The following is a 15,823-nucleotide window of genomic DNA, read 5'->3' as shown; positions in this document are numbered from 1 at the left end:
CCGCAAGCACGTTAACCTTGAAGCTGACTTTAAACCTGAAGGAGCCCAAGCGCCAACACGGCAGATCAAGCCAACAACTCAGTGATCCACTGAATCTGTCGCGAAATTTCTTCCAGTTTTTCCTCGGGCACTTCCTGGCGCGCCTGTTTGAAACTGGTCAGGGTTTTCTGTCTCTGGCGTAAGAGACGCTGCCACTTGGCGATGAATGCCGGGCTGCGTGCTTGCATCAGCAACGGGCCGAAGTACAACTGTTCGGCGCTGTAGCTCACCGGGGCGCCGCGCTCGGCGACGATGATTTCGTAGAAGAAACGGTTTTCCTGCAGCACTTCCTCGTCGAGGATGCGGTAGCCGTTGTCCATCAGCCATTGGCGCAGGGGTTGCTCGCCGCCGTTGGGTTGCAGGATCAGCCGCTCGTGACCGCGCAGACGCGCCTTGCCGCTGTCAAGAATGTCGCGAATCGTCTCGCCGCCCATGCCACAAAGGCTGATCGCGGAAATCTCGTCGTCCGGCTCGATCGCCGCCAGGCCACTGGCCAGGCGCACAGTGATGAACGGGTGAAGATCGTTGTCGCGCACCGTGCGCACCGCGGCATGGAACGGTGTCTGCGCTACCTCGCCGGCCACCGCCGCAACGATGGCGCCACGGCGCATCAGAGCCACCGGCAGATAGCCGTGATCCGAGCGGATATCCGCCAACCGCGCGCCAGCCGGTACATGCGCCGCCACCCGCTCCAGTCGCATGGACAATGTGTGTTCGTTCAACTGCCGCCCTCTTCCCCAGCCATCGCCGGCACTGCTGGCCGGACAAGGGGCGCGACTCTAGCGGGCGGTGGCGGGTATTTCAAATCCGGACGCACGCGCCTGTGTTCCGACGTAGCCTCGATGCAGAGGCGCATGCGTCGGCTATCCTCATGGCAGCCGGTCTACGAATCTGCGCGCAGCCCTGTCTCAAAACAATCCATGCACTCTTGGAAAAGATCAATCTTGAACACAGCCCTCGGCACGCTGCTGACCAGCGATTTCCTGACGTTACCGAAGCCATGATCGAGCGCGAGCAGCTTCACCGGCAAGGTTACGCGCTGCTGCGCGATGCGATCCCGGGGAATTGGCTCGCCGACCTACGCGCGGTATTCGATGCAAATGTGCAAGCTTCGGAACACTGGCCGGTCCCGCGCGGCATGGACTGGCGCCATTCGCTGCTGGACCTGGATGCAACGGTGCAAGCGGTGTGTCGCCTGCCGCAGGTACTGGCGGTGGCAGGTGAGCTGATTGGCGAACGCTTCTTCCTGTCCCAGGTCGAGGGTCGCGAACCGCTGGCCGGTGGCGGCCATCAGCAACTGCACCGCGACCTGTCGATCCAGCGGCCCGGCGACATGGTCAACGCCATCGCCTTTTTCGATGACTACGGCCCCGACAACGGCGCCACGCGCATCGTCCCGGGGAGTCACCGACCTTCACCACAACAGCCACCATTCGACCCCAACGACGAGACTGCTGTCGTGCAGCTTTCAGGGACTGCGGGGGACATTTTGCTGTTTGACGTCGATCTGCTCCACGCGGGCAGTCGCAACGTGAATGGCGCACGTCGGCGCTCTATTCTGATCAACTATTGCGCGCAGGCACTGTATAGGACGCAGCTGGAAACAGCGGGCTTGCGCGGTGTGCGAATGGACACCCGTGAGCAGTTTGATCCCGCATCGCTGCAACAGGCTCGCCAAATGGCTGCGACCCGGATTTAATGCGCGCTTGATGGGCACATGCCCGGCTCCACTTCACCGAGTAGAAACATGAACCGCCAAAAGAAACTGCAGCAGTTGTTCAAGGAAAAGGCCAAAAAGGCCAGCGCCAAACTGGCGCCGAAAAAGCCCAAATACATCAGCAAGGCCGACCGCGCAAAGATGGCTGCCGAAGCGGCCGCCGAACCGGTTGAGAGCTGCGAAAACGCTTCATAAAAGCGCCGAAATGTAAAAAGGCCAACACCCATGAAGCCACTGGACCTGACGCGTTTCGACCTCAATCTTCTAGTGGTGCTTGAGGCGCTTTGGGCGGAAAGGCACGTCGGGCGTGCGGCGCAGCGCCTGCATCTGTCGCAGTCGGCCACTAGCCATGCCCTGTCGCGGCTGCGCACAGCGTTTGATGATCAGTTGTTCATTCGCAATCCCCGTGGCATGGCGCCGACGCCGCTGGCCACCGAGCTGATGCCCAGAGTGGCAGCGGTGCTCGAGTCGGTACGGTTGGTCGCCAGCCCACGGGGGCCGTTCGATCCGGCGCGTCTGCAGGCGACACTGTCGGTAGCGGCCACCGATTACGCCGTGTTGACCGTCATCGCCCCGGCGCTGGCGAAACTTCAGGCGGCGGCGCCTGAGATGATGCTGAAACTCGGTCCAGTGGATGGCGAATCGGCGATGCGCTTGCTGGACGCCGGTGAGATCGACCTGGTGCTGGGTTCGGGTTCGTTTGCGCAGGTGCCGCAACGCTTTGATTGCCAGTTCGCGCACAAGGAGCGTTTTGTCGGCATCGCCCGAAAAGGACATCCGGCATTGGTCAAGCGCGGCAGGAAACTGCACATGACGCTGGATGACTTCACTCGCCTGCCGCACGTTCTGATTTCGCCCCGTGGCGATGCCCGCGGCGCGGTCGATGACGCGCTGGAACAGCTCGGTCGCAGCCGCAAGGTCAGCGTCACCTGCCCGAGCTTTCTGGCGGTGCCGTTCATGGTGGGCACATCGGAGTCGATTGCGGTGGTCGCCGAACGCATCGCCTTGCAGATGCAGGAAACCGCACAACTGAGCATTTTCGAATTGCCCCTGGCGCTGCCCAGCTGGGAGATTTTCGTCGTCCGCGCGCGCGGGCGCGCCAACGAGCCGGCGGTTGAGTGGATGACCAGAATGCTGATCGGCGACTGACGATCGATCTGGTGCATCGAGAGGCTGCGCCAATGCCATTGGATCGCAGGCCTCGGTGCTCCTAGAGTGCGGACATCCGTTCAACACTCCAGGAATGCACATGAAAACCGAACCCACGCTGGTCATGGTCCCTTGCTTCGCCGGTGCACCGTGGCAGCTCGACCCATTCACCCACTTGCAGCACCGCGCCATGCGTACTTTGCGTTTGCCGGACGACGTCGCTGATCTGGAAAAGCTCGCCAACTTCATCGTTGGTCAGGTGCAGGATCTCGAAAGCTATGTACTGGTGGGCGACTCCTACGGTGCAGTCGCCTCGATCGCCGTTGCAACACGCCAGCCCACAGGCCTCAAGGGCCTGGTGCTGTCCGGCGGCTTCGCCAAAAGCCCGATCACCTCGCCCCTGCTGAAAACGCTGGCCGCACTGGCGCCGTTTTTCTCCGGGCCGTTTTATCGCCAGGCGACCCTGCGCTTCCACGCCGCGCAACTGGCTTCATCGTTCGACAAGGAAGGTGAAATCCCTTGGTCAGCTGCCAGGAGCCGCGCTTTCTTCATCAAGCACACCCCGCACAAGGCCTACGTCAACCGCGTGCGCTCGATCGAGAACGTCGACTACACCGACCTGCTGTCAAAGATCGACGTACCGACGCTGATACTCACGCCCGAGGAAGACAGGTTGATCGGTAAACAGGCTGCGCGGATCCTGCTGAATGGCATAAAAGGCGCGCAGGAAGTCATCATGCCGAGAACCGGGCATATGTTCCGGTTCTCGCATCCGGTGGCGTACTCGTTGGAGGTCAGGCAGTTTCTGGAGCGGGTAGCGTTGTAATTGTCCGGGGGCAGTCAGATGCTGCGGCCATGATCAATCCGAATTGCCGTTTATTGTTGCAGCCGCTAGCCTCAGCAACAGCCAAAAGCACAAATCAGAGACCCGCATGACGCTACGCCCCGCCACCGATGGTGACCAGACAACCCTCTTTGACTTGCATCGAGCAGTCTTCCGCGAGCACATCGAGAAAATATGGGGCTGGGATGAGAAGTGGCAACGGGCAAATTTCACAGCGGAATTCGCCTGCGCAGCCACTTCGGTTATTGAACAAGATGGCCGGATTGTTGGATACGTGCAGATCCTGGATAAAGAGGATCGAATCCAGGTTCAGAACATCGCTATTTCGCAGGCGTACCAAGGCAAGGGCATTGGCTCGCGCATGCTGAGGAACCTCCAGCTGCAAGCCGCTGCCCGCAAGGTGCCGTTGCAGTTGGGCGCTTTTCGCACGAACACATTGGCGCAGAAGCTCTATGAACGACTGGGCTTTCGCCGGACTGGCACAACAGACACGCATATCGAAATGTCATGGACCGGCACCTGACAGTCAGCAGCCGTGATCCGAATCCATGAGCGTAAAAGACCTTCCCCGACTCAACCTGTAAGGACATTCAATGCCACGCTCGCTGCAGTTCGAACAAGTCGACGTATTCGCCGATCACCCCTACGAAGGAAATGCGCTGGCCGTGGTGGTGGATGCTGATGGGCTGACGACCGAGCAGATGCAGGCGTTCGCCCGCTGGACGCAACTCAGTGAGACCACTTTTCTGTTGAAGCCCGAGGCGCCGGACGCGCACTACCGTGTCCGTATCTTTACACCGTTGCGAGAGCTGCCCTTCGCCGGGCATCCCACGCTGGGCAGCTGCAAAGTGTGGCTCGCGCAGAACGACAAGCCTGAGCAGGTCGAGATTATTCAGGAGTGCTCGGCGGGCTTGATTCGGGTACGCAAACAAGGTGCGCAACTGGCGTTCTCCGCGCCACCATTGGTGCGCAGCGGGCCGCTGGAGGCAACGACGCTCAACCTGATCAAACAAGGACTCGGCCTCGCCAGCGGGCAGATCCGCGCGAGCCAATGGGTCGATAACGGCCCGGGGTGGGCGGGCGTGTTGCTGGCGAGTCGCGAAGAAGTGCTGGCGATAAAGCCTGATTACGCGGCGCTGCAAGGGCTGAATGTCGGGGTTATTGCGCCGTGGGCGGGTTCCGGAGCTGAAACGGACGTGGAAGTCAGAGCCTTCATGGGCGAGGAATGCGCCGAGGACGCCGTCACCGGCAGCCTCAATGCGAGCCTGGCTCAGTGGCTGATCGGCTCAGGCATCCTCGGCGACCGCTACACCGTGAGCCAAGGCACCGCCATAGGCCGCCGCGGCCGATTGCACATCCAGAACGTGGACGGCACCGTCTGGGTCGGCGGTGCCGTTCAGCACTGCATTTCCGGCCGGGTGGTGTTTTGATGAGCCATGGCAGCCTGGGCGATTAACCGCGCCAACCGCTACTCCGAGCCGGAGTCGAACTCGCTCAAATATGCAGCCAGGCCAGCGATCCCAGCATGACGCCGACACCGGCGGCGCCAAACGAGACGCGCCGCAGCCATTCCTTGCGCGTCAGCAAGGTAATGGCCGCCAGTGAAATGGCGATTTGAATCGCCGTCATGGCCTGGGCCCAGCGGTGATGCTGATGCAGCACCTGCTCAGACTTTTCCTCCCACGCTTGCGCCTGTTGCTCAAGCACTTCGGCCTTGTTGCGCGCCTGCTCTTTCTGCTCCGCGTAGCGCCGCGCCTCGGCAGCATAGTGGGCGGAATCCAGTCCCGGCAAATGGCTGGCCAATTCCGACAGATTCTGCCGGCTGGACTTGGCCTGGTAGTAGTTCCATTCGTTGGCGGCTTCGGTCTTCTGGATCGCGGCGTTGTTTTTATCCATCGCCGCCTCACTTTCCGTTGAACCGGCCTGATAACTCATCAGGGCGCCCACGGTCGCCATGATCGCCGTCATCACCGCAATCTTGCTGGCGAAGCGATCGCCTTGTGCATGGGCATGATGGGTGGTGTGCTCGATGTGTTGCTCGTGGGGGCTGGGAACTTCGAACTCTTCAGGCATGGCTGTCGAACTGGGATGGGTGATGAAAGATGGGCGACATTATGAGGACAACCACAGCGAAACGCGCAAGCCACGCTGCGCCACTTCATCGACGAAACTCAAACCCACCCGAATCCCCGTCCGCTCGGCAATCGCCCTGACAATCGACAGCCCCAACCCGGACCCGGCTTCCCCGGTGCCCAGGCTGCGGTAAAACGGATCGAACACCAGCGCCTGTTCTTCGCCGCGGATGCCCGGCCCCGAGTCCTTGATTTCGATGCGCGCGCCCGCCTCCGTCCGTTCGACGCTGAGGTCGACTCGCCCGCCCGCCGGGGTATAGCGGATGGCGTTATCCACCAGGTTCTTGATCAGGATGAACAGGTCCAGTTCGTTGATGAGGACCGGCACGTCCTCGACGCTGTCAACGCCGATATCGATGTCTTTGTTCTCTGCCAGTGGCAGGAGGTCTTCCAGTACACGGCGAAACACTGCATGTACCGACACGGTGGCCTCGGCGCGTTGCGCGATTGATTGTGCGGCAGCCAGGGCGAGCAATTGCTCGATCAGCTTGCGACTGCGTTCGATCCCCTGAGCCAGTGGCAGAAAGTTCTGCCGGGTGTCAGCCGACATGGGCGTAGCGGCCAATCGCTCGGCCTGCAGGGACAGCGCCGTCATCGGCGAACGCAGCTCATGGGCGGCATCGGCGATAAACCGTCGTTGCGCCTCCATGGCCTGTGCAACGCGGCGGAGCAATCGATTGATCGCCACGACGAAGGGCCGGATCTCGCTCGGCAGGTGCTGTTCATCAATCGCATGCAGCGCCTGTTGGTCACGCTGATCGATTTCCGCCGAGAGGGTCGCGATCGGGCGAAACAGCTTGCGCACCAGATCCGCCACCACCAACAGCAGCACCGGAAACAGAATCAGAAACGGCAACAGACTGCGCCAGGCGCTTTCCCGTGCTTCCTTGTCGCGCACGTCGGCTTCCTGCGCGACCGCGATGCGCTCGCCTGCCGAGTTGGTTCTGACCAACACACGATAGTTTTCACCGGCTATGTTCAACGTCGACAAACCATCGGCCAGGGTCAGCGGAAAGGGCAACGGAAGGCTGGCGTCGTCAGTGCCGAGCGCTTTGCTGCTGTCGGCCAGGTACTGCACGGTGATCCGCGAGTCTTCATCCTCACCAACGGCCTGGCCGGCAGCGGGATACCCCAGGGTCATGTGCTGCCGGTCAAACAGCAGCGCGACCTGGCGCAAGCTTTCGTCCTGCATTTCGTGCGCTTCGTCGAGCGCCGAAACGAATGCGAATGCACCGGCGAGCAAAGCGACGATGAGAATCGCCAGTGACAGCGTGACCGAAAGCCGTGCCTGCACCGAATCGCTCAAACGCCTTTTGAAACCATCCATCCCATCCCCCTGACATTCTTGATGACATGGTTTCCCAGTTTGCGCCGCAGCGAATGGATCAAAAACTCCACCGCGTTGCTTTCCACTTCGTTGCCCCAGCCGTAAATCCGGTCCTCAAGTTCACTGCGCGAAAGAATCGCCCCCGGGCGGATCAACAGCGCCTGCAACAGCGCAAACTCGCGACTGGATAGTTGCACTTCAATGACTTGCGCGGTGGAGGCCTGTTTGGACACCAGGTTCAACGACACCTCGCCATTATCCAGCAGCGATTGCGCGTTACCGCCGCGACGGCGCAATACCGCACGCATCCGCGCCAGCAACTCGGCCATGGCGAAAGGTTTGAGCAGGAAGTCGTCGGCGCCGCCATCGAGGCCGCGCAGCCGGTCATCGAGGCCATCGCGGGCGGTGATAATCAGCAGCGGCACGGGGTTGTTGCGCGCGCGAATGGCGTCCAGCACATCAAGCCCGTCCTTGCCGGGCAGGCCGAGGTCCAGCAACACCAGGTCGTAGTTCTGAGTGTCCAGCGCCGCCAGCGCGGTGAGGCCGTTTTTCACCCAGTCGGTGGCGTAGCTCGCGTCCTTGAGCGCGACTTCGATGGCTTCGCCAATCATCAGGTCATCTTCGACCAACAGAATCCGCATGCAGCGCTCCGACAGAGAAAAGCGCGATGGTCATTGCCATCGCGCCTGTATTGAAGCACTTGAACCGGCGTTTGTCCGCCGCCGCTTCAGCGCTGTGATCACTGTTTGCCATTCAGCGAATCGAAGGCGTTCAGCAGATCATCCATGGCCGCCTTGCAGTCAGCCTGCTGCGGCGAGCTGGCGCGCAGGGCATCCAGCGCGCGGTCAATCGCCTTGTCCAACACATGCCAGTCGGCAGCGGCACGCGGCTTGATGCCGGCTTCGGCGGAGTCCCAAGTCGTTTCCAGATCCTTGATACGGGTCTTGGCGCCGGGCAGGTCATTTTTCTCGACCAGCGCACTGACGTTGGCGGCGATGTTGCGGAACTCGCTCAGGTCACCCAGCTTCGAGCCCGATTGCGGCGGCGCGCTCAAAGAGCTGGTCGGTGCACCGGCAGCGGGTTTGTCAGCGGGTTTCGAGCAGCCGGCGAGACTGCCGAGCAGCATCAGAGACGAGATGATCGCGACGTGGCGAAAAACGGTTTTGAAGGCGTGCATGTTGATTCCTTGAGGGAGTATCCAAACGTTTATTGAGTGAGGGTTTTGCGATTGCCAAGGCTGATCTGCGCGACCGCCACCAGCAGCACGATGACAGTGAGGAAGATCGCACTGGTCCAGGCGGCGCCCATGCCCAGGCCACCGTAAGTCTTGGCCTGAGTCAGCAAGTCACCGAGAGAGGCGCCGAACGGACGAGTCAGGATGTAGGCGATCCAGAAGGTCAGCACCACGTTGGCCCCCATCCGCCAGGCCAGCAGCGTCGCCGCAAGCAGCGCGCCGAAAATCACTGCACCGACGGTGAAGCCCAGCCCCAGCGCTTCGGTGGCCAGGTCCCCGGCGGCAGTGCCCAAAGCAAAGGTACAGAGCACCGTAGACCAGTAAAAAAGCTCGCGCCGCGGCGTGTTGATTTCACGGATCGACAGGCTGTCTTCCATCGTGAACCAGATCAGGAAATTCACGGCCAGCAACACCGAGAACACCGCGGTGCTGACGTACAGGCTGATGTCGAGCATGTCGGTCATGATGTCGGTGATCTGCGTGCCGACGATGCTCACCAGCACCACGGTCAACCAGTAGATCCAGGGTGTATAGGCAGTTTTGCGCATTTGCAAGAACAGCGCCCCCCCGAGTAACAGCGCCATGCCGATGCTGGTCCAGCCAGCGCCGAAGCCAATATCCACGGCGAGGAAGTCAGCGCCGGTTTCACCCACGGTCGTCGAGAGAATCTTGATTACCCAGAAGGCCAGTGTCACTTCGGGGACTTTGTTAAGCCATCCGGCTTTTGCGGGATTCATGTGCGGGTTGCCTCTCCTGTCCAGCGCTGAATGTGCGCTGAGGGAGACGATAAGGGCCAACACTTAGCTGAGACTGAGGGCGTACACGAAGCGATTGATTCAATGGCGCGCCCTACTCTGCCGAAATTTTCCGCCGTGCCCGGTTCGATCACCTAACCTCATAGATTGTGTGATCAACGAGAACCGGTCCCTCCGATGCGCAACACATTGAAGTCATTGTTTTTTGTCGCGCTGACCGTGCTCGCTTCGGGCAGTTCGCTGCTGTGCGCGGCGGATTTGCCGGCGCCCTCGGCGACCACTGCGGCACCGCTGGTGGAGGTCTCGCAAAGTGATCTGCAAGCCTTGCAACTGCGTCTCGACGGACTGAAGCAGCAGATTTCCGCCGCCAACAATTACAACCAGCTCGAAGGCCCGCAGGACCGGGTGCAGACGTTCATTCTGGATGTCGATCGGTTGTCCGCATCGTTGTTGCCGCAGCAGGCGCAACTGGCGGTGCAACTGGGGGTGCTCGGCGCCGCACCGGATACGCAGATTGCCGCCGAACAGGCGGAAATCGCCGCACAACGGGCGTTGCTCAGCGAGCAGAAAAACAAGGTCGATGCCACGCTCAAAAGCCTTGCCGCGCTCAAACAAAGCGCAGCCGAGCTGATTACACAAATCGCCGGCATCCGCCGCACACTGCTCGAAAGCGAACTGACGCTGCGCACCGACAGCATCCTGAGCCCGGACTTCTGGTCGCCATTGGTCGCGCCAGAGCCGGACGACCGCCAGCGCCTGAAGTTTTTCATCGATCAGGTGAACCTCACCTGGGCCACCGTCTGGGCCCCGGGGGAACGGTTTTTCACCTGTGTGCTGGTGCTGCTGGCGCTGGCTTTCTGGACGGTCGGCCGCCGACTTGCCGAACGCGGCCTGACCTGGCTGTGCATCCACCGCATGCCGGAAGGTCGCCTGCGTCGCAGCGCGCTGGCATTCGCCTCGGCGCTGGCGACCCTGGGCACCACAGCCATCGCCCTGCATCTGCTGTTCTATGCCTGCACCCGTCACGAGCCGCTGACGCCAGTGCTGCAGACTTTTTCCGAAGAATTCGAAAAAGCCGTTTACGCCTGCGTCCTGATCACCGCGTTGAGCCGCGCACTGCTGTCGACCCAGCATCCTTCATGGCGGCTGCCGGCGATGGCCGATTCGGTGGCGCTGGCGTTGCGCCCCTATCCGAGGATTCTCGCCGCCACCCTGCTGGTGCTGGTGACGCTGGTGCAAGTCAGCAACGCCACCGGCATGAGCAGCCAGATCGTGATCGCCCAGCGCGGGGTGATCGCCATCGTGGTGATCGTGATTCTGGTGCCGTTGCTGTTGCGCGTCGGCAAAGTGCGCAAGGCGTTGATCAGCGCCAATGAACCGGAGGCCGCCAGCACGTTTGCCGGAGCGATCTACAGCATCGCCACGGTGTGCATGGGCGTGTCGGCGCTGGCCTTGCTCACCGGCTACGTGTCGCTGGCCCGCTTCATCACTTTTGAGCTGGTATGGGCCTATATCGTGCTGGCCGGGTTCTATTTACTGATGCAAGTGGTCAAGGACGCCTGCGAGTACCTGTTCTCGCCGCGCTACTCGGCGGGCAAGACGCTCAAGCAGACTTTGGGCCTGGGCGACCGGCGGCTGGAACAGATCTCGATTGTGCTGTCCGGTGCCAGCCGCGCCGGGCTGTTGCTGCTGGCGGTCATCACCTTGTTCGTCGGCGGCATCGGCACCACGTTCGGGCAACTGACCAGCAATGTCCTGGGCATTCTGGGTGGTGCCGGCTTGCGCAAGCTGAACATCGTCCCTGCGCACCTGATCAATGCCGTGCTGGCGCTGCTGATCGGTATCTACCTGATCCGCGCCCTGCGCCGCTGGCTCGACAACGAATTCCTGCCCAAGACCGACATGGATCCGGGCATGTGCGCGTCGCTGAGCACGCTGTTTTCCAACATCGGTTATGCCACGGTTATCCTCCTGACGCTGTCGTCACTGGGCGTGCGCTGGACCAATCTGGCGTGGATCGTCAGTGCGTTGTCGGTGGGGATCGGTTTCGGCTTGCAGGAAATCGTCAAGAACTTCGTCTCCGGGCTGATCCTGCTCACCGAGCGCCCGGTGAAGGTCGGCGACCTGATCAGCATCAGCGGCGTCGAAGGCGATATCCGCCGGATCAACGTGCGCGCCACAGAAATCCAGCTCAGCGACCGCTCCATCGTGATCGTGCCCAACTCACAACTGATCTCGCAGAACCTGCGCAACGTCACCCTCGGCGGCAGCGCCCAGGGGGTGGCGAGCCTGGAGCTGATGTTCCCGCTGGACATCGACCCGGAACAGGTCAAGGAACTGCTGCTGAACACCTACCGCGAAAACGAAAACATCCTCGACAAACCGGCGTCGTACGTACGCTTCAGCAAACTCTCGCCCGATGGCATCACCTTGACGGTGACGGGCTATGTCGGCAGCCCACGGATCGTCGGCGGGACCAAGAGTGATCTGCTGTTCGAGATTCTCAAGCGGCTGGGGGATGCGGGGATTGCGCTGGCGAAACCAGCGTCGAGCCCGTGACCCCTAAAAGGTTTTGCGGTGTACACGGACTTGGTTACTGGCCGAGATTACTGTGGGAGCTGGCTTGCCAGCGATGGCGGTGGGTCAGTCTGCAAGGTGGTGGCTGACACGACCCCATCGCTGGCAAGCCAGCTCCCACAGGGCTTTGTGGTGATTGCGGGATTGCGCGCAGGGAACAAGCCTGCTCGCGAAGAGGCTCAGGCCGGCGCCCAGCGCCGGTGTAGCCAGCGCGCCAACGCATCCAGCGCAAAGCCCAGTACGCCGATCAGCAGCACCATCGCCATCAGTTCCGAATACGCCAGACGATCACGCGTATCGAGGATGAAGTAGCCCAACCCGGCGCTGACCCCGAGCATCTCGCACGGCACCAGCACGATCCACAAAATGCCGATCGACAGCCGCACCCCGGTCAGCACATGGCCGAGCACGCCGGGCAGGATCACCTTGCGCAGGGTTTCCCAGCGGGTGGCGCTGAGGCTGCGGCTGAGTTGCAGCCAGCGCGGGTCAAGCTGGCGCACGCCGGCCACGGTGTTGAGCAGGATCGGCCACACCGCGGCGAAGGTCAGCAGGAAATAGATCGGCTGATCACCGACACCCATCAGCATCACCACCACCGGCATCCACGACAGCGGCGAAATCATCCGCAGAAACTGAAACGCCGGCGTGGTTGCCGCTTCCAGATGCCGGTAACTGCCAATCATCAAGCCCAGCGGCACACCGATCAGCAGCGCCAGTAGCAGCCCGACCAGAATCCGCTTCAGGCTGACCAGCACATGCTCGTACAGCTCCGGGCGCAGCAACAGTTCGCCGAGGCTCGCCAGAGTTGCCTCGGGTGAAAAGCGCAACGCCAGGCTGTCGTTGCCGCCAAGCAGATGCACACCCAGCCACCACAGCAGCAACAGGCACAACAGCCCCGCTACACCCAACAAACCATGAACGGTCGAAGAAGATCGCTGACGCATCAGAGGCTGAACTCCTCGCTGCGATCAAAGCTTTCCGGTAATCCGAATGCCTTCATCCCGCCGACTGTAGCAATGGCATTACGCACGAAGCGATCGTCTACCAGATCCCGGGCGGTTTGCTGCGGATCGAGGTTGGCAAGGAACCCCTTGTCGCCCTCGATCAGCGTGTCCTTCAGGCGCTTGACCAGTTCTTCGGTGTAGCTGGGGAACGGATACGGCTGAAAGTCAATGCGCTGCTCGTCCCAATGGCTGTGCTGGATCGCGCCGCTGGCCAGATACTGCTCGCGGTCGCTGCTGGCCGGCGACAGCACCCGGTCGAGCACCGGTTGCGCGTGCGGGGTGTAGCGATTGGCGCCGTCCCTGGACAGCAGTTTTGCGGCCTCGGCGCGGTTGTCGCGGGTCCAGACCTGCGCCTTGACGATCGCGTTGACCACTTTCTGCGACCACTCGGGACGGTGATTCAGATCCTGCTCATGCATGAACACCACGCAGCAAGCGTGATTACGCCAAACGTCGCCGGTAAAACGCTGTACGCGGCCAACCTTGAGTTCCTCGGCCAGCGCGTTGAATGGCTCGGCGACGATGTAGCCAGCGATGCGTTTGCTCGCCAGGGCCGGCGGCATATCCGACGGCGGCAGCACCAGCAGATTCACCTCGTTCGGCGCCAGCGCTGCGCTCGCCGATTTGCTCACCGGCACCAGCCCGTGATCGCGGAACAGTTGCTGCACCACCACGTTATGAATCGAATACCAGAACGGAATCGCCACCGCTTGCCCACCCAGTTGCTTGACCTCGGTGATGCCCGGCGCCACGGTCAGGCCCGAGCCGCCGACGTGGTTCCACGCCACAACCTTGGCCGGCACCTTGCTGCCGTAACGCGCCCACACGGTCATCGGTGACAGCAGATGAATCACGTTGACCTGCCCGGAAATGAACGCCTCGATCACCTGCGCCCAACTGCGCAGCAGCACCGGGCGCTCGGCCTGAATGCCTTCGGCCTCGAACAGCCCGTTGTTGTGCGCCACCAGCAACGGCGTGGCGTCGGTGATCGGCAGATAACCGATGCGCACCGGCGCGTTCGGCTCGGCAGCGGCACGGGCATTCAAGCTGTTGAGCAACGGCAACGCGCCGCCAGCGGTCAGCAACGCGCTGAGTTTGAGGAAGTCACGACGTGTGTGAGTAAAGTCGTCCAGGCACATGGTCAATCTCCGACGTAGCGGGCACAGGTTGAGTGAGGGGGTTGCGGCTTGCCCGCCGAAGGGTTTTGAGGATGTCGATGCGCAGCGCGCCCAGTTCCTCGACCAGCTCGGCACGCGGCTGAGGCAGGTCGATGCGCCACTCGCCGAGGATGTGCGCCGGGCTGTTACCCAGTAGCAGAATCCGCTCGGAAAGCAGCAGGGCTTCGTCGATGTCGTGGGTGATCAACACGGCTGCGGTGTGGTGCTCGGCAATCAGTTGCAGGAGCAACTGCTGCATGTCGGCGCGGGTGATTTCATCCAGCGCGCCGAACGGTTCATCGAGCAACAGCACCTGCGGCTGACGGGCCAGACAACGGGCCAGCGCGGTGCGCTGGGCCATGCCGCCGGACAGCTGCGCCGGGTGCTGCAACCGCGCGTGTTCGAGGCCGACCGCAGCGATGGCGTGGTCGATCCGCGCCTTGCGCTGCTCGGCCGTGAGATGCGGCTGGCGGGCGAAGTCGAGACCGAAGGCGACGTTCTTTTCCAGGGTCAGCCACGGCAACAGGCTCGGGTCCTGAAACGCCACCGCCACTCGAGGGTGCGCCCCGGTCAGCGGTTCGCCAAGCAGGCTCACCCGCCCCTGTTGCGGTGCCTGCAACCCCGCCAGGACACGCAGCAGACTCGATTTGCCGACACCGCTGGGGCCGAGAATCGTCACCACTTCGCCGGGCTGCAATTGCAGGTCGAAGTGCTCCAGCACGGTGTGCCAGCCCTGCTCTCGCGGGTAGCCGAGGCTGATGCCCTGCGCCTCCAGCACCGGCGCGGTCATGCCGTCGCTTCCCGTTTCTGCCGCTGCAATTCGGCGCGCAGTTGCACCAGGCTCGGCGTGACGATCGGCACGAACGCCGACTCACGCCAGCGCCGGGCGAAACCACTGCCGTGCTCGGTCAGATAGGCCTTGCCGCCGCTGGATTGCAATTCCAGTTGCACCGCATTGGCAGCGGATTCGGCCAGCGCGATGCGGATCTGGAACAAGGCGCCCGGCTGGGTCAGGAAACGCCCGTCGTGCAAACCTTGCTTGAGCGCATCGACGCTCTGCGCCAATTGCTCGCGTTGTTCCTGCAACGGCTCCAACAGGATCGAACGACCGTCCTGCAAATGTCCTTCGACCTCGGCCAGCGCCCGTCGCGCCAGACCCATCGCCATGCCGCACTGCAAGCCGAGGAACGCCGGGCGCACCGCTGGCAGAAACTTGCGCGCATCTTCATGCAGCAGCCATTCGCGACCGACCGCCACTTGGGCGAAATCGATGGCGGCAGTGTTGCTCGATTGCAGCCCCATCAGTTGCAGATCGGCGGAACGTGTTACGCCGGCCGCGCCATCCGGGATGGCTAGCACGAAGGGTGAACCGCCCGCCTCATGCTCGATCGCCGCCGCCACCACAAAACCGCTTTTGCGCAGGTTGGTCACCCAATGCAGGCGCCCGTTCAAGGCCCAGCCGTCAGCGGCACTGGCGGCGCGCACTTGCAGTGCCTCGATGCCTGACAGGTACTTCATCGCGTTGGACAAACCGGTGGCGCCGGCCAGTTCTGCGCTGAGCAGTGAAGGCAGCAACTTTTCCCTTAGTGCAGCGTTGGGACTGTGCAGCAAGTATTCGATAAAGGCCCTTTGGCCCCAGAATACGAACGCCGCTGCCAATGAATGGCTGGCGACGGCGGCCAGGGTTTCCACGGCATCGCTGACGTGACCACCGCTGCCGCCCAGCGCCGGGCTGACGCCGACCCGTAGCACCCCGGCCTGCGCCAGTTGTGTCAGCACCTGTTGCGGATCGCCGTCGCCCGCATCCAGGGCCTGGGCGTTGTGTTCCAGCCATTGCATCAATGCCGGATTGAGCATGTCGTTTCTCTCCTTGTACGCAGCCGCATCA

The 15,823-nt window shown here is 62.1% G+C and carries 17 protein-coding genes; 7 read left to right on the top strand and 10 right to left on the bottom strand.

From position 1 onward, the window contains the following. Window positions 1–65: 65 nt before the first annotated feature. A complete protein-coding gene (locus KVQ82_RS13495; protein WP_222019134.1) occupies window positions 66–761 on the bottom strand; it encodes a tRNA (adenine(22)-N(1))-methyltransferase TrmK in 696 nt (231 codons plus the stop codon). A 278-nt stretch (window positions 762–1,039) separates the two neighbouring features. Here KVQ82_RS13495 and KVQ82_RS13490 point away from each other — a divergent pair, with 278 nt between their 5' ends. The 6 genes from KVQ82_RS13490 to KVQ82_RS13465 all read left to right on the top strand — a co-directional run bounded on the left by KVQ82_RS13490 (window position 1,040) and on the right by KVQ82_RS13465 (window position 5,179). Beyond that, window positions 1,040–1,738, top strand: a complete 699-nt coding sequence (locus tag KVQ82_RS13490) for a phytanoyl-CoA dioxygenase family protein (protein WP_222019387.1) — start codon at window positions 1,040–1,042, stop codon at window positions 1,736–1,738. 48 nt (window positions 1,739–1,786) lie between these two features. Continuing rightward, window positions 1,787–1,951, top strand: a complete 165-nt coding sequence (locus KVQ82_RS13485; protein ID WP_222019133.1) for a DUF2986 domain-containing protein — start codon at window positions 1,787–1,789, stop codon at window positions 1,949–1,951. A 30-nt stretch (window positions 1,952–1,981) separates the two neighbouring features. Further along, on the top strand, window positions 1,982–2,905 hold the full coding sequence (locus KVQ82_RS13480) for a LysR family transcriptional regulator (RefSeq protein ID WP_174377274.1): 924 nt from the start codon (window positions 1,982–1,984) through the stop codon (window positions 2,903–2,905). A gap of 100 nt (window positions 2,906–3,005) precedes the next feature. After that, window positions 3,006–3,731 carry an alpha/beta fold hydrolase gene (locus KVQ82_RS13475; RefSeq protein ID WP_222019132.1) on the top strand — a complete coding sequence of 242 codons (726 nt, stop codon included), beginning with the start codon at window positions 3,006–3,008 and terminating at the stop codon, window positions 3,729–3,731. A 106-nt stretch (window positions 3,732–3,837) separates the two neighbouring features. Continuing rightward, the gene (locus KVQ82_RS13470; protein ID WP_108184404.1) at window positions 3,838–4,272 is read left to right on the top strand and encodes a GNAT family N-acetyltransferase; all 435 of its coding nucleotides are present in this window, start codon (window positions 3,838–3,840) and stop codon (window positions 4,270–4,272) included. Window positions 4,273–4,342: 70 nt separating this feature from the next. Then, window positions 4,343–5,179 (top strand): PhzF family phenazine biosynthesis protein, encoded by an 837-nt coding sequence (locus KVQ82_RS13465; RefSeq protein ID WP_222019131.1) that lies wholly within the window; start codon window positions 4,343–4,345, stop codon window positions 5,177–5,179. A gap of 64 nt (window positions 5,180–5,243) precedes the next feature. Here the strand turns inward: KVQ82_RS13465 and KVQ82_RS13460 are convergent, their stop codons facing one another. The 5 genes from KVQ82_RS13460 to KVQ82_RS13440 all read right to left on the bottom strand — a co-directional run bounded on the left by KVQ82_RS13460 (window position 5,244) and on the right by KVQ82_RS13440 (window position 9,179). Beyond that, window positions 5,244–5,822 carry a DUF4337 domain-containing protein gene (locus KVQ82_RS13460; protein WP_222019130.1) on the bottom strand — a complete coding sequence of 193 codons (579 nt, stop codon included), beginning with the start codon at window positions 5,820–5,822 and terminating at the stop codon, window positions 5,244–5,246. A gap of 39 nt (window positions 5,823–5,861) precedes the next feature. Continuing rightward, window positions 5,862–7,208: an ATP-binding protein gene (locus KVQ82_RS13455; protein WP_222019129.1), complete on the bottom strand. Its 1,347-nt coding sequence runs from the start codon at window positions 7,206–7,208 to the stop codon at window positions 5,862–5,864. Further along, the gene (locus KVQ82_RS13450; RefSeq protein ID WP_108182903.1) at window positions 7,184–7,849 is read right to left on the bottom strand and encodes a response regulator; all 666 of its coding nucleotides are present in this window, start codon (window positions 7,847–7,849) and stop codon (window positions 7,184–7,186) included. The genes KVQ82_RS13455 and KVQ82_RS13450 overlap by 25 nt, the downstream gene beginning before the upstream one ends. 98 nt (window positions 7,850–7,947) lie before the next feature. Further along, window positions 7,948–8,385 carry a hypothetical protein gene (locus tag KVQ82_RS13445; RefSeq protein ID WP_108182904.1) on the bottom strand — a complete coding sequence of 146 codons (438 nt, stop codon included), beginning with the start codon at window positions 8,383–8,385 and terminating at the stop codon, window positions 7,948–7,950. 29 nt (window positions 8,386–8,414) lie between these two features. Further along, complete coding sequence (locus tag KVQ82_RS13440) at window positions 8,415–9,179, bottom strand: hypothetical protein (protein WP_222019128.1); 765 nt, start codon at window positions 9,177–9,179, stop codon at window positions 8,415–8,417. Window positions 9,180–9,374: 195 nt separating this feature from the next. On the opposite strand from KVQ82_RS13440, the gene KVQ82_RS13435 reads away from it, so the two are divergent. Then, on the top strand, window positions 9,375–11,756 hold the full coding sequence (locus tag KVQ82_RS13435) for a DUF3772 domain-containing protein (RefSeq protein ID WP_222019127.1): 2,382 nt from the start codon (window positions 9,375–9,377) through the stop codon (window positions 11,754–11,756). A 197-nt stretch (window positions 11,757–11,953) separates the two neighbouring features. Here KVQ82_RS13435 and KVQ82_RS13430 read toward each other — a convergent pair whose 3' ends face one another. From KVQ82_RS13430 to KVQ82_RS13415, 4 genes are read right to left on the bottom strand one after another with little or no spacing between them, the layout of a single operon-like run. Beyond that, window positions 11,954–12,718: an ABC transporter permease gene (locus tag KVQ82_RS13430; protein ID WP_222019126.1), complete on the bottom strand. Its 765-nt coding sequence runs from the start codon at window positions 12,716–12,718 to the stop codon at window positions 11,954–11,956. Continuing rightward, window positions 12,718–13,917, bottom strand: coding sequence for an ABC transporter substrate-binding protein (locus tag KVQ82_RS13425; protein ID WP_222019125.1), 1,200 nt, complete (start codon window positions 13,915–13,917; stop codon window positions 12,718–12,720). The genes KVQ82_RS13430 and KVQ82_RS13425 overlap by 1 nt, the downstream gene beginning before the upstream one ends. Next, complete coding sequence (locus KVQ82_RS13420; RefSeq protein ID WP_108182909.1) at window positions 13,883–14,725, bottom strand: ABC transporter ATP-binding protein; 843 nt, start codon at window positions 14,723–14,725, stop codon at window positions 13,883–13,885. The genes KVQ82_RS13425 and KVQ82_RS13420 overlap by 35 nt, the downstream gene beginning before the upstream one ends. Further along, window positions 14,722–15,792, bottom strand: a complete 1,071-nt coding sequence (locus KVQ82_RS13415; RefSeq protein ID WP_222019124.1) for an acyl-CoA dehydrogenase family protein — start codon at window positions 15,790–15,792, stop codon at window positions 14,722–14,724. The genes KVQ82_RS13420 and KVQ82_RS13415 overlap by 4 nt, the downstream gene beginning before the upstream one ends. Window positions 15,793–15,823: the final 31 nt, after the last annotated feature.

The organism is Pseudomonas sp. AO-1 (assembly GCF_019775695.1).
Taxonomy (GTDB): domain Bacteria; phylum Pseudomonadota; class Gammaproteobacteria; order Pseudomonadales; family Pseudomonadaceae; genus Aquipseudomonas; species Aquipseudomonas parakoreensis.
This window is presented reverse-complemented; position numbering and strand designations above follow the sequence as displayed.